13 protein-coding genes are annotated in these 11,827 nt (G+C 77.2%); 7 read left to right on the top strand and 6 right to left on the bottom strand.

The window, feature by feature from the left end:
• Positions 1 to 194: 194 nt before the first annotated feature.
• Positions 195 to 488, bottom strand: a complete 294-nt coding sequence (locus tag ACFQ8C_RS27730; protein WP_383462390.1) for a hypothetical protein — start codon at positions 486 to 488, stop codon at positions 195 to 197.
• A 107-nt stretch (positions 489 to 595) separates the two neighbouring features.
• The gene (locus ACFQ8C_RS27725; protein ID WP_383462388.1) at positions 596 to 1,027 is read right to left on the bottom strand and encodes a DUF6223 family protein; all 432 of its coding nucleotides are present in this window, start codon (positions 1,025 to 1,027) and stop codon (positions 596 to 598) included.
• A 195-nt stretch (positions 1,028 to 1,222) separates the two neighbouring features.
• Here ACFQ8C_RS27725 and ACFQ8C_RS27720 point away from each other — a divergent pair, with 195 nt between their 5' ends.
• From ACFQ8C_RS27720 to ACFQ8C_RS27705, 4 genes are all read left to right on the top strand, one after another.
• Positions 1,223 to 2,350, top strand: a complete 1,128-nt coding sequence (locus ACFQ8C_RS27720) for a sensor histidine kinase (protein WP_383462386.1) — start codon at positions 1,223 to 1,225, stop codon at positions 2,348 to 2,350.
• On the top strand, positions 2,347 to 3,015 hold the full coding sequence (locus ACFQ8C_RS27715) for a response regulator (protein WP_383462384.1): 669 nt from the start codon (positions 2,347 to 2,349) through the stop codon (positions 3,013 to 3,015). The genes ACFQ8C_RS27720 and ACFQ8C_RS27715 overlap by 4 nt, the downstream gene beginning before the upstream one ends.
• Before the next feature lie 121 nt (positions 3,016 to 3,136).
• On the top strand, positions 3,137 to 3,874 hold the full coding sequence (locus ACFQ8C_RS27710; RefSeq protein WP_383462382.1) for a type 1 glutamine amidotransferase: 738 nt from the start codon (positions 3,137 to 3,139) through the stop codon (positions 3,872 to 3,874).
• A gap of 85 nt (positions 3,875 to 3,959) precedes the next feature.
• Complete coding sequence (locus ACFQ8C_RS27705) at positions 3,960 to 4,397, top strand: OsmC family protein (protein ID WP_383462381.1); 438 nt, start codon at positions 3,960 to 3,962, stop codon at positions 4,395 to 4,397.
• Positions 4,398 to 4,451: 54 nt separating this feature from the next.
• Here the strand turns inward: ACFQ8C_RS27705 and ACFQ8C_RS27700 are convergent, their stop codons facing one another.
• Positions 4,452 to 6,683: a sulfatase-like hydrolase/transferase gene (locus tag ACFQ8C_RS27700; RefSeq protein ID WP_383462379.1), complete on the bottom strand. Its 2,232-nt coding sequence runs from the start codon at positions 6,681 to 6,683 to the stop codon at positions 4,452 to 4,454.
• 325 nt (positions 6,684 to 7,008) lie between these two features.
• Positions 7,009 to 8,454 carry a carboxylesterase/lipase family protein gene (locus ACFQ8C_RS27695; RefSeq protein ID WP_383462377.1) on the bottom strand — a complete coding sequence of 482 codons (1,446 nt, stop codon included), beginning with the start codon at positions 8,452 to 8,454 and terminating at the stop codon, positions 7,009 to 7,011.
• Between the two features lie 204 nt (positions 8,455 to 8,658).
• Here ACFQ8C_RS27695 and ACFQ8C_RS27690 point away from each other — a divergent pair, with 204 nt between their 5' ends.
• From ACFQ8C_RS27690 to ACFQ8C_RS27680, 3 genes are read left to right on the top strand one after another with little or no spacing between them, the layout of a single operon-like run.
• A complete protein-coding gene (locus ACFQ8C_RS27690; protein WP_383462375.1) occupies positions 8,659 to 9,891 on the top strand; it encodes an ROK family protein in 1,233 nt (410 codons plus the stop codon).
• 54 nt (positions 9,892 to 9,945) lie between these two features.
• Positions 9,946 to 10,344, top strand: a complete 399-nt coding sequence (locus tag ACFQ8C_RS27685) for a nuclear transport factor 2 family protein (RefSeq protein ID WP_383462373.1) — start codon at positions 9,946 to 9,948, stop codon at positions 10,342 to 10,344.
• A 52-nt stretch (positions 10,345 to 10,396) separates the two neighbouring features.
• Entirely contained in the window at positions 10,397 to 10,765 is a 369-nt protein-coding gene (locus tag ACFQ8C_RS27680; RefSeq protein ID WP_383462371.1) for a hypothetical protein, read from the top strand.
• Between the two features lie 88 nt (positions 10,766 to 10,853).
• Here the strand turns inward: ACFQ8C_RS27680 and ACFQ8C_RS27675 are convergent, their stop codons facing one another.
• Together ACFQ8C_RS27675 and ACFQ8C_RS27670 are read right to left on the bottom strand one after the other, a co-directional pair.
• Positions 10,854 to 11,243, bottom strand: a complete 390-nt coding sequence (locus ACFQ8C_RS27675) for a DUF4440 domain-containing protein (RefSeq protein ID WP_383462369.1) — start codon at positions 11,241 to 11,243, stop codon at positions 10,854 to 10,856.
• Positions 11,244 to 11,250: 7 nt separating this feature from the next.
• The gene (locus ACFQ8C_RS27670) at positions 11,251 to 11,763 is read right to left on the bottom strand and encodes a DinB family protein (protein ID WP_383462367.1); all 513 of its coding nucleotides are present in this window, start codon (positions 11,761 to 11,763) and stop codon (positions 11,251 to 11,253) included.
• Between the last annotated feature and the right edge of the window lie 64 nt (positions 11,764 to 11,827).

Genomic DNA, 11,827 nt, shown 5'->3' with positions numbered 1-11,827 from the left:
GGACGGACGCGCGGCACGCCGACGCTGCCGCCCGCGGATCCGGGTGGGGGTGCGGGTGGAGAGGTGCGGGTGGAGGGCCGCTCGCGCGGCGGCGGCGCCTCGCGCAGGATCACGGCGTCGGGACGACTTCGACACGGATGGGCACACCCTCGTACAGCCCGGTTTCCCCCCGGTCCGCCTCCCGGCTTCCCGGCCTACGTCCCGGAGCCGTGACGGACGAGGGTGGGCTTCGTCCTGGCGCGCAGGCCCCGCACGGCCTGGACCCGGCGGGCGTCGATCCGGCCGCGGCAGGAGCGGAGCTGGTGCCGCGAGACGCGGGCCCGCTGGCCGCCGCCGGCGATCAGGGCGTTGACCGAGACCATGGGGTCGCCGCCGACCGAGCGGGCGAGCAGCGCGCCCACCACGACGGGGCCGAGGGCGACCACCAGGGCGGTGCCGGTGACCGAGGCGCGGCGGAGGGGGCGGCGGCGTGAGGTGCGGAGGCTCATGGGTCCATTCCAGCCGCCGCGGGCGTCCGGCGGATCCGCCGGTGTACTCAGCGGACGGTGGGAGCCGTACTCAGGGACGCGTACGCACGACCCGCGGCGGGGTGCGGTCAGCCGGTGCGGCGGGCTCGGCGGGCGCGGGCGAGGGCCCGGCCGCCCAGTGCCGTCGCGGCGAGGCCGACGAGCAGGGACACATAGGCGCCGCCGAGGCCGTTTCCGGTGCCGAGACCGCCGTCGGCGGTGGCCGCGACCAGCGCTCCCAGGACGACCGCGGCCGCTCCGGCGGTCAGGGCGAGCAGCGCTCCGCGCGGGCCGGTCGTGGTGCCGAGGCGACCGGTCGGGCGGGCGAGGGCGCGCCAGGCGGCGACCAGGCCGATGAGACCGATCAGCGCGCCGGTGGTCGCGCCGAACCGGCCGGCGCCGAAGGTGGTGACGGAGGCGGCGACGGTCCGGGAGGGGGCGGACGCGGCGGCGGAGGCGGCGGACGCGACGCCGCCGATCAGGGCGGCCGCGCCGGTGGCGAGCAGACGGCGGACGTTCATGGGACGGCTCCTTCTTCTTCGTGCGATCCGGTGCCCCGAGGATGTCCGCCGGCCCCCTTCCCGGTCGTCCGCCGGCCGCGGTCACTTCGGCTGCCGCGGTCGCGGTAGAGGGCGCCTCCCTACCGCGTCCGTGGTAGTCGCGGGCTCCTGCCCGGGGCCGACTCCCCCGCGTGCCGGTGCGGTTAGGGTGCGCCCATGACGGAAGCGGGAGCGAAGGTCCGGCGGTGGTACGGCGACGCGGCCATCGCGGCGGGGGTGACGGCGGCGCTGCTGGTCACGGCGGCCTCCGGGCCACGGCCCGCGTCCGGCTCCGCCGTGGCCGGGTACGCCTTGCTGGCGGCCGGCGGGGCGGCGCTGGTGGCACGGCGGCGGGCGCCCCGGGTCGTGCTCGCGGTCACCGGGGTGTGCGCGGTCGGCTACCAGGCGGCCGGGTTCGACGTGCCGGTCGTGGCCTATCTGTTCGCCGTGTACGCGGCCGTTCGGGCCGGGCACCACCGGGTCACCGCGGTGGCGAGCGTGCTGATGCTGGCCGCGCTGCCGGGGGCCGCCCTGGTGTCGGGCCCGTACGACACGGGCGAGGCGTTCGCGCGGGCGCGCGGCGCGCTGGAGATCGCCTGGCTGGTCGCGGCGGCCGCGGCGGGCGAGGCGCTGCGGCAGGCCGAGCGGCGGGCGGACGAGGCGGAGCGGACCCGGGAGGAGGTGGCGCGGCGCCGGGCCGACGAGGAACGGCTGCGCATCGCCCGGGAGTTGCACGACTCGCTCACCCACCAGATCTCGGTGGTCAAGGTGCAGTCCGAGGTGGCCGTCCATGTGGCCCGCAGACGGGGCGAGGACGTGCCGGCGGCGCTGCTGGCGATCCAGGAGGCGGGACGGGAGGCGAGCCGCGAGCTGCGGGCGACGCTGGAGGCGCTGCGCGACGACGACACCGCGCCGCCGCGCGGTCTCGACGACGTGCCGGAACTGGTGGAGCGGGCCCGGGTGTGGGGGCTGGAGGCGACGCTGAGCGTGGAGGGGCGGCGGGGGGACGTACCGGCCGCCGTGGACCGGACGGTGTACCGGATCGTCCAGGAGTCGCTGACCAACGTGGCCCGGCACGCCGGCGCGGGCACGGCGACCGTGCGCATCGAGTGCCGTCCGGAGGCCCTGACGGTCAGCGTCGAGGACGACGGGCGGGCGAGCCGGGCCGCGGCTCCGGTGCCGGGTCTCGGCCTGCTCGGCATGCGCGAACGCGTCACCGCCCTCGGCGGCCTGCTCACCGCCGGGCCGCGCGACGGGGGCGGCTTCTCGGTCCGGGCCGAGCTGCCGGTGGAGCGCGCGCTGTGATCCGGGTGCTGCTCGTCGACGACCAGCCGCTGATCCGCAGCGGGTTCCGCGCCCTGCTCGACCTGGAGGACGACATCGAGGTGGTGGCCGAGGCCGCCGACGGCCGGGAGGCGCTGGCCCTGGTCCGCGCGTACCTCCCCGACGTCGCTCTGGTCGACGTCCGCATGCCGGTCCTCGACGGGATCGAGACCACCCGGCGGATCGCCGCGGATCCGGCGCTCGCCGGGGTGCACGTCGTGATCCTCACCAACTACGGCCTGGACGAGTACGTGCTGGACGCGCTGCGCGCCGGCGCCGCGGGCTTCCTCGTCAAGGACGTGCTGCCGGAGGACTTCCTGCACGCCGTGCGGGTCGCCGCGCGCGGCGACGCCCTCCTCGCCCCCTCGATCACCCGCAGGCTCATCCACCACTGCCTCGCCCGGCCTCCGGTCGCCGCCTCCTCGGGCGGCCGGGGCCTCGACGAGCTGACCGGCCGGGAGCGGGAGGCCGTGGTCCTGGTGGCGCGCGGTCTGTCGAACGACGAGATCGCCGCCCGCATGGTGATCAGCCCGCTGACCGCGAAGACGCACGTCAACCGGGCCATGAGCAAGCTGGGCGTCCGGGACCGGGCCCAACTGGTGGTGCTGGCCTACGAGTCCGGTCTCGTCACCCCGAACGACGGCTGAGCCGGGTCCCGTTCCCCCCACCCGGGCGGGTGCTCCTGCCGCACCACCAGCACGGCACTTCCCAGACCCCGGGTGGGCGGGATCCACTGGGGGCCGGGGCGGGCGGCCTAAGGGGTGGGGCATGACGGTGACCGTGCTGGTGGTGCAGCAGGAGGACGGGGCCGGGGCCGGGCTCGTCGGGGAGCGGCTGGCGGCGGAGGGGGTGCGGCTGGACGTGCGGCAGCCGTGGCGGGGCGGGGAGTTGCCCGCCGGGCTCGCGGGGTACGACGGGATGGTGGTGCTCGGCGGGTCGGCCGGCTGCCGGGACGACGGGGTGGCGCCGTGGCTGGGGCGGGTGCGGGAGCTGGTGCGCGAGGCGGTGCGGCGGGAGGTGCCGCTGCTCGGGATATGCCTGGGGGGCCAGGTGGTCGCGGACGTGCTCGGCGGCGCGGTCGCTCCCCGCGCGCGGGGACCCGAGGTGGGCTCCGTACCGCTGCGGCGGCTGCCCGCCGCCGAGTCGGATCCGGTGTTCGGGGCGGTGCCGGACGGGGCGCCGGCGGCGCAGTGGCACTTCGACGAGATCGTCCGGCTGCCGGCGGGGGCCGTGGCGCTGCTCGGCGGGGACGACTGTCGGTACCAGGCGTTCCGGGTGGGTCCGGTGGCGTGGGGCACGCAGTTCCATCCGGAGGTGGACGGGGACGCCGTGGCGCGGTGGGCGCGGGAGGACGCCGTGGCCGTCCGGGCGGCGGGCGGCGATCCGGAGGCGGCGGTGGCGTCCGTACGGCGGGACGGCGAGCGGCTGCGTACGGTCTGGGGCACGGTGGCCGGGGCCTGGGGGCGGGTGGTGCGGGAGCGGGCGGCGGCGGACGGGGCTCGTTGAGGTCCGGCCGGTCGGGTGGGGCGGGTGGCCCGGGCGCCGTAGCGTACGGGGCAGATGTCCGTACGCAGCTGAGGAGTACTCCCCCATGGCCGACTACCGCGTCGAGACCGAACGCACCGGATACCGCCGGTGGACCGCCCGCAACGACCGGGGCGCGGAGGTGCTGATGGCAGCGGCCGACGACGAGGGCGCGCAGCCGTCGTTCACGCCGGTGGAGCTGCTGCTGGCGGCGATGGCCGGCTGTGGAGGACTGGTGGTCGACCGGACCGCGCGGGCCGTGGACCACGACGATCTGCGGATCGTCGTGGAGTCGGTGTCGACGCCGGAGGACGACGGGCGGATCGGCCGGATCCGGGTGAGTTACGAGTTCGAGCTGCCGGACTCGAACCCGAAGGCGGCGGAGGTGTTCGCGCGCGGGGTGCGGCTCACGCACGAGAAGTTCTGCACGGTGAGCCGCACCGTCGAGCACGGGGCGCGGGTGGAGGCGATCCTTCCGGACGGGACGGTCGGCTTCGAGGGGTGACCGTCCCTCGTCGGGCCGGCCGGGCCGTCGGGGCTCGTCGGCCGACCCGGCCGGTCAGGTCCGGACGGTGATCCGGGCGAGGGCCCACGAGGTGTGGTCGAAGGAGGTCCTGGCGTTGGCGTCGGAGACCTCCAGGCGGAGCACCCGGACGCCCCGGACGTCCACGTCGAGGGGCACGGGTCCGGTGGCGGCCGTGAGGACGCCGGTGGTCGCGAGGACGCGTCCGTCGCCGTGGACGGTGGCCCGGGTGGCGCCGAGGGTGCTCTGCCGGGCGGAGAAGTCGTCGATGCCGACGAGGGCGGTGAACCGGTCGGCGACACCGCCGAGGTGGTAGGAGACGGCGCTGTACGCGTGGACGCCGAGGCCCTTGGCGTAGGTGGTGCCGCCGAAGGAGATGGGGGTGCCGTCGCCCGCCGCGTTCCTGCCGTTGGAGGCGTCGCGCTCGACGGGGCCCCAGCCGTTGACGGCGCCGATCCAGGGCAGGTCCGAGAGGTAGCCGTCCCGGGTCGGTGCCGGGGGGACGGTGGTGGCGGTCGCGGCGGCGGCGTACCGGACCGGGCCGCCGGGGGCGAGCGCGGTGCCCTCGGCGGTGAGCCGCGCGGGGGTGGCGGGCGCGGCGCCGGCGGGGACGGTGACCTGCCAGCTCGCGGTGAGCCGGGCGGCGGCGGCCAACCGGTCCGCGCCGGTGGGCGTGGTGGCGCGGACGGTCCAGCCGGCCGGGACGCCCAGGGTGAGGGCGGGAGCGGACCAGGGGCGCGCGGAGCCGTTGGCGAGGACGGCCGTGACGGTGAACGCCTCGCCGGGGACGACGCTCTCCGGCGCGGTGAGGGCGGTGCCGAAGGCGGTGCGCGGAAAGGTGTCCCGCCAGGAGGCGCGCATCAGGGCGACGAGTTCGGCGGTGGTGGCGGGGTGGCGGGCGGCGACGTCGCTCGTCTCTCCGAGGTCGGTGGCGAGGTCGTACAGCTCGACCTGCCACTGGTCGTCGGGAAGGGCGTGGTCGCGGACCGGCGCGAAGCGGACGGCCTTCCAGCGGTCCTTGCGCAGGGCCTCGGCGAGCCAGGTCGCCCGGCCGTCGTCCTGGGCGTTGGCCCGGCCGGTGACGCCCCGTTCGTCGCGGTACCAGTAGAGGTGGTCGTGGCGGGCGGCGACGGCGGCGCCGGTGAGCAGCGGGGCGGCGGAGAGGCCGTCGACGTCGGCGGGGGCGGGGGCGCCGCCGAGTTCGGCGAGGGTGGGCAGGAGGTCGGTGAGCGGGGTGGGGCGGTCGGAGGTGCCGGGCGGGACGCGGCCCGGTCCCCAGGCGATCAGCGGGACGCGGATGCCGCCCTCGTAGAGGTTGCGCTTGTAGCCGCGCAGGGGGCCGTTGGCGTCGAAGAGGTCGGGGTTCACGCCGCCTTCCTCGTGGGGGCCGTTGTCGCTCGCGAGGATCAGGACGGTGTCCTGGTCGAGTCCGCGGGCCCGGAGCCGGTCGACGATCCGGCCGACGTGGGAGTCGAGGAGGGAGACCTGGGCGGCGTGGCCCTTGTCGGCCGCCGTCCAGGGCCGGTCGGCGTAGGGGCCGTGGTCGGGGGCGTCGCTGGGCGCGTGGGGGACGGTGGGCGCGAGGAAGAGGAGGAAGGGGCGGTCGGCGTGCCGGTCGACGAAGTCGAGGGCGGAGCCGAGCAGCAGTTCGGGGGCGTAGGCGCCCTTGGCGCCGCCGGCGTTGGCCGGGACGGCCTCCTTGACGCCGTCGCGCCAGAGCTGTGCCGGGTAGTACTGGTGGGCGTGGCCGTGGTCGATGTAGCCGTGGAACTCGTCGAAGCCGCGGGCGTTGGGGTGGCTGGGCTGGTCGGCGGCCTCCGGTCCGAAGCCCCACTTGCCGAAGAGCCCGGTGCGGTAGCCGCGGGCCCGCAGCACCTCGGCGAAGGTGGTGTCGGTGGCGGTGAGGGCGCCCTGGGCGCCGGAGGGGTTGGCCCGGACGGTCGCGTGGCCGGCGTGCAGTCCGGTGAGGAGCGAGCAGCGGGAGGGGGCGCAGACGGCGGCGGTCGAGTAGGCGTCGGTGAAGCGGAGGCCCTCGGCGGCGAGGCGGTCGATGCGGGGGGTGGCGATGAGCCGCTGTCCGTAGGCGCCGAGTTCGCCCCGGCCGAGGTCGTCGGCGAGGACGACGACGAGGTTCGGCGGGCGGGTGGTGTCCTCCGGGACGGCCCGCGCCTCCGCCGTGGCCGGGGCGGCCGTACCGATCGTCGCGGAGAACGCGCCGGCGCCCACCGTGGCGGCGGATCCTGCGAGGAAGCGGCGGCGGCTGGGCATGCGGGACTCCTTGGCTGCGCGGCGGTCGGACCGGTGCGGGGCGCGCGTGCTCCCGGTGCGGGGGCGTGGGGAGGGGCGCTCGGTCGATCATCGGCGTGGGCCGGGCGGCGTTCCATGCACGGGGCGTGAAAACCGTGTGACGCCCGGGGCGGGGGGGGGCCGCCCGGGGCGGGGGGGGCCGCCCGGGGCGTCAGGCCGGTGGAAGCCGGTGGAGGCCTGGGGCCGGTGGAGGCCTGGGGGCTGGTGGAGGCCGGTGGAAGCCGGTGGAGACCTGGAGGCCGCCGGTGGAGGCCTGGAGGCGGCCTGGAGGCGGCCGGTGGCCCAATCAGTCCAGCCAGAGGTCGCGGACGTGGGCGATCGGGTCGTCGGCGACGCGGGGCTCGGTGTCCCAGACCTTCGTGGCGCGGGTGCCGGGGGCGTAGCGGGGCCAGTCGGCGCCCGGGTCCTGGTCCTTGACGAAGGCGACCCAGGCGCGGTGGACGGCGTCGGCGAGGTCTTGCGGCGGGGTGGGGCCGGCGACCTCGGGGACGCCTTCGGCGTCGAGGAGGTCGAAGGCGAAGGGCAGGTCCAGGCAGTGCGGGGCGAGGCCGAGGGCCGGTGAGCGCCAGGCGAACTCGTAGAGCCAGGTGGGGCGTTCGCGGGTGGCGCGGGCGTCGGCGACGGCGAGGTTCGGGGCCCGGAACATGACGTCGGTGAGCGCCTGGCCGAAGAGGGCCTCCTCGGGAGTTCCGGGGTAGGCGGCGGCGAAGTCGGCCGCGCGCGCCGGGTCGAGGCCGAACGCGCCGAGGAGGACGGGGAGCGGCGGTCCTTCGGGGCCGGGGACCATCGAGAACTCGTCGGCGGTGAAGCCCAGCACGAGCGGGACCTCGGCGCCCGCGTCTCCGGCGGTGAGGGCCTCGGCGGGCGGCACGGGGATCAGCTCGCCGTCCGCGAAGGGGGCGAGGGCCAGCATCGGCGGCAGGCCCTCGCGGTCGGGTCCGTCCTCGGCGAGCCGGTCCTGGAGGGCGAGGAGCTCGTCGTCGCCCAGGTCGCGCAGGGCCGCGGCGGTGGCGGGCAGGCCGGTGCGGGCGGTGAGGAGGCGGGAGGCGGCACGGGCGGTCTGCGGGCCGTCGGGGCGCAGGACGGCGCCGGAGACGGCGAGCGCGCCGCGGAAGAGGCCCTGGGCGGCGGGGACGGCGAGCAGGGTGAGGACGGCGCCGCCTCCGGCGGACTGGCCGGCGACGGTGACCTTGGCGGGGTCGCCGCCGAAGGAGGCGATGTTGTCGCGGACCCACTCCAGGGCGGCGATCCAGTCGCGGACGCCGCGGTTGTCGGGGGCGTCCTCCAGGTGCAGGAAGCCCTCGATGCCGAGCCGGTAGCCGAGGGAGACGAGGACCACGCCGTCGCGGTTGAAGGCGGCGCCGTCGTACCAGGGGCTGGCGGCGGAGCCGGCGACGTAGCCGCCGCCGTGGATCCAGACGAGGACCGGGAGGCCTTCGGCGGGGGCGGTGTCGGGGGTGAAGACGTTGAGGTTGAGGACGCCGGCGCCCGGGACGCTGGGCTCGGGGATGGTGGTGACCTCGGCGAAGGGGCGGCGCTGGGCGGTCGGGCCGTAGGCGGTCGCGTCGAGCGGCTCGGTCCACGGTTCGGGCGGCTCGGGGGCGGCGAAGCGCAGTTCGCCCACGGGCGGCTTGGCGTAGGGGATGCCGAGGAAGCGGTACGTGCCGTCGGCGCGGCGCTCGCCGCGGACGGGGCCTCGGGTGGTGGCGGCGAGGGGGCCGGTGGAGGTCATCTGGGCGGCTCCTGGAGGTGCGCGGGCCGGTGCGGCGGCGGTGGGTGACAGCGTCAGGGTCGGGGGCCAGACGCATTTACGTCAATGGCTGAAATAAAAATGGTGACGCGTGTCACTTACACGTGTCATCTTGGTGGTGTCACCGCCGCCGCGGTCAGTGACGGTCAGGGGCCGCCCCCGTCCGCCCTGAGGCAGAATCCAGGGGTGCGTACCGCCCCCGAGTCCCCCGCCGACGTGCGGCGGCACAACCTCGCCCGCGTCCTGCGCCACCTCGCCGACCACGGCCCCTCCTCGCGCGGCGAGGCCGCCGCCGCGACCGGCCTGGCGCACGGATCGCTCACCGCCCTCACCGCCGACCTGGTCGGCCGCGGGCTCGTCCGGGAGGCCGGACTCGCCCCCGGCGGCGGGCGCGGGCGGCCGCGCCGCCACCTGGAGACCGTGCCCGACCGGGTCGTCTCCCTGGCGGTCCGGGTCACCCGCGAGCGGCTCCACCTCGGCGTCGCCGACCTCGGCGGGCGGCTCGCCCACCGCGCCGACGTCACCCACACCACCCCGGACGGCGACCCCGGCGCCCTCGCGGACGCGCTCGCCGCCGCCGTACGGGAGACGGCGTCCGCCGCCCGGGCCGCGCACCCCGACGCCCATCTCGCCGGGACCTTCCTCGCCGTGCCGGGGCCCGTCACCGCCGACGGCCGGATGTTCTCCACCGACTTCGGCTGGCCGGGGCCCGTGGACCTCGCCGCCCTGCTGGGCGACCGGCTCGGGGACGCCGCCGGGCCGGTGACCCTCGCCAACGACGCCAACCTCGCGGCCCTCGCCGAGTACCGCGCGCTGACGGTCCTGCGCGGGACCGCGCCGCGCTCCCTCGCGTACCTGAAGGCCGACGTCGGCGTGGGCGGCGGGCTCGTCGTCGACGGGCGGATCGAGGCCAGCGGCCACGGCGTCGCGGGCGAACCCGGCCACATGCCCCTCGCCTTCGACGGACCGCCCTGCCCCTGCGGCGGGCGCGGCTGCCTCGCCCTCTACCTCGGCCCCGAGGCCCTCACCGACGCGGCCGGGCTCGGCGGGCTGCGCGCCGAACGGGGCACCGAGGCCGCCGTCGCCGCGCTGGGCCGGGCCCTGGCCGCCGGGGAACCGGCCGCCGTCACGGCCCTGGACGCCGCCGGCGAGGTGCTCGGCGCGGCGGTCCTCTCGGTGACGAGCCTCCTCGACGTCGACGACGTGGTCCTCGGCGGCTACCTCGCCGACTGGCACCCCTGGCTGGCGCGCGGCCTGGAGGCCCGGCTCGGCGCCCGCAGGACCCTCGCCGGGGGCGCCGCCCCGGTGCCGGTCCCGCTGCCCGGCGCACTCGGCGCCGACGCCTCCCTGGCGGGCGCGGTGGCCCTGGCCCGCGAGACGGTGCTGGCCGACCCCGCCTCCGTACCCCTGGCGCGGTGAGGGCCCCGGCACCAGCGGGTGCGGGGCGCGGCGGCGCGTGGGCATGATGAAGGCATGACCGACCGGGAAGACTTCCTGACGTGGGTCAGGACCGACCTCCAGGCCGCCGAACGCGCCCTGCACGACGGGGACCCGGCGCCGCGCCGGGCGCTCTGGTCGCGCCGCGAGCCGGTGAGCGTGCTGGGGGCCTGGTACAACGCCATCGGGCAGGAGGACGTGGACACGCTGTTCACGGCGCTCGCCCGCCGCTTCTCCGCCTGCGTCGACTACCGCGTCGAGGTGCTGAGCCACGACGTCGTCGGCGACATGGCCTACACCGCGTGCTTCGAGCACATCTCGGCATCGGTGGACGGGGAGGCGCGCGTCTACACGCTGCGCGCCACCCAGACGTACCGCCGCGAGGACGGCGAGTGGCGGGTGGTGCACCGGCACGGCGACCTCGTGCAGGCCTGACCGGCGCGGCCGGCCGTAGAATCGTCGGCCGACACGGGGGAGGCGACGGCCGGTGCGGTGGACCATCGAGGGAATCGCGGGCGGTGTGCTCCTGGGCGGCAGCGGCCTCGGGCTGATGCTGGCCGGGACCGTCTGGAAGGGACGGTCCGTGCGCCCCTTCGCCGCCCGTCGGGCCGCGCGGAAGACCCACGAGGCCTACGTCCGCGACGTGGAGCGCGCCACCCGGCAGGCGATCGCCGCGGCCCGCCGCGCCGCCGGCGCGGGCGAGCCGGCGATCGTCACCGTCGGGGCCGTCGAGCGGCTGCTGCGCGAACGGTACGGGTACGAGCACGTCGAGCGGGAGCACGCGGCGGCGGCACTGCGCCGGGGCTTCCGGGAGCAGGGCTGCGCGGCGGACTGCGTGACGGACGCCTACGGCTGACCGGCCGCTTCCGGCGCCGGAGCACCGCCCGTACGGCCGGGGCGTCCCGGCACCGGGACGGCGGGGCCGGGGGCCGCGGGACGGACGCCTACGGCCGCGCCGTCCCCTCCGGGACCGGGGTGCCCTGGTGGTAGTAGAGGCGGAGCGTGCCGGCGGGGTCGCGGCGCCAGAGCGACGAACGGCGGGCACGGCGGCCGTCGATGACGGTCTCGTAGGTGAGGTGGACGACCCCGGGGGCCAGGACCGTGCCGGCGAACGCCTCGGCGACGATGGGCGGCCCGTCCTCGCCGCCGTCCAGCTCGGGCAGGGCGGCGAGCATGTCCTCGTACGTCCATCGCCGCCCCGAGGCCCCGACCTCGGTGAACCCGGGGTCGAACAGGGCCTCGGCGAGCGGCCGGGAGAGGCGGACGGCGGGGTCGTGGAGGCGGCGCTCACCGGCGATCGCCTCGGTGACCTCGGGGTGCCGGTCGGGCGTCACGGTGCCCTCACTCCCCCGTCGCGCCGTCGATGCGCTCGCGGAGCAGGTCCGCGTGGCCGTTGTGCCGGGCGTACTCCTCGATCATGTGGGCGAGGACGTAGCGGACCGAGTACGTCTCCTCCCCCAGGCTCCCGGTGGCGTCGAGGGAGTCCGCCGCGTCGACGATCGCGCGGGAGCGGGCGCACTCGGCGCGCCAGACGGCGAAGTCGGCCTCGGCGTCGGCGTGTTCGACGTCGAAGTCGGCCCACTCGGTGGCGCCGGGCGAGGTCCAGGGGCTGCGGCTCCCCTCCCCCGCGAGGACGTTGCGGAACCAGCCGCGCTCGACCTCGGCGGTGTGCCTGACCAGGCCGAGGAGGGAGAGCGCGGAGGGCGGCACGGCGCGCTCCTTGAGCTGGTCGGGGGTGAGCCCGGCGCACTTGAGCGCGAGGGTGTCGCGCTGGAACTGGAGCATGGCGGTGAGCGTGGTGCGCTCGTCCACGCCGGCGGAGGGCACCTGGGTGCGGTCGTCGTTCTGGATCATGGCCGCATTCTGCCCCGCCGGAGGCCTCGGGGCGCCGGGTTTCCACGGGGCGGGCGGGACCCCA

The sequence above is a fragment of the Streptomyces sp. NPDC056503 genome (genome assembly GCF_042794995.1).
In the GTDB taxonomy this organism is placed as follows: Bacteria; Actinomycetota; Actinomycetes; order Streptomycetales; family Streptomycetaceae; genus Streptomyces.
This window is presented reverse-complemented; position numbering and strand designations above follow the sequence as displayed.

What these genes read in the sequence shown, in the direction of transcription:
- ACFQ8C_RS27670 (WP_383462367.1), bottom strand. Translation starts at nt 11,763, where the DNA reads ATGATCCAGAACGACGACCGCACCCAGGTGCCCTCCGCCGGCGTGGAC.
- ACFQ8C_RS27700 (WP_383462379.1), bottom strand. Translation starts at nt 6,683, where the DNA reads ATGCCCAGCCGCCGCCGCTTCCTCGCAGGATCCGCCGCCACGGTGGGC.
- ACFQ8C_RS27725 (WP_383462388.1), bottom strand. Translation starts at nt 1,027, where the DNA reads ATGAACGTCCGCCGTCTGCTCGCCACCGGCGCGGCCGCCCTGATCGGC.
- ACFQ8C_RS27730 (WP_383462390.1), bottom strand. Translation starts at nt 488, where the DNA reads ATGAGCCTCCGCACCTCACGCCGCCGCCCCCTCCGCCGCGCCTCGGTC.
- ACFQ8C_RS27705 (WP_383462381.1), top strand. Translation starts at nt 3,960, where the DNA reads ATGGCCGACTACCGCGTCGAGACCGAACGCACCGGATACCGCCGGTGG.
- ACFQ8C_RS27685 (WP_383462373.1), top strand. Translation starts at nt 9,946, where the DNA reads ATGACCGACCGGGAAGACTTCCTGACGTGGGTCAGGACCGACCTCCAG.
- ACFQ8C_RS27710 (WP_383462382.1), top strand. Translation starts at nt 3,137, where the DNA reads ATGACGGTGACCGTGCTGGTGGTGCAGCAGGAGGACGGGGCCGGGGCC.
- ACFQ8C_RS27720 (WP_383462386.1), top strand. Translation starts at nt 1,223, where the DNA reads ATGACGGAAGCGGGAGCGAAGGTCCGGCGGTGGTACGGCGACGCGGCC.
- ACFQ8C_RS27695 (WP_383462377.1), bottom strand. Translation starts at nt 8,454, where the DNA reads ATGACCTCCACCGGCCCCCTCGCCGCCACCACCCGAGGCCCCGTCCGC.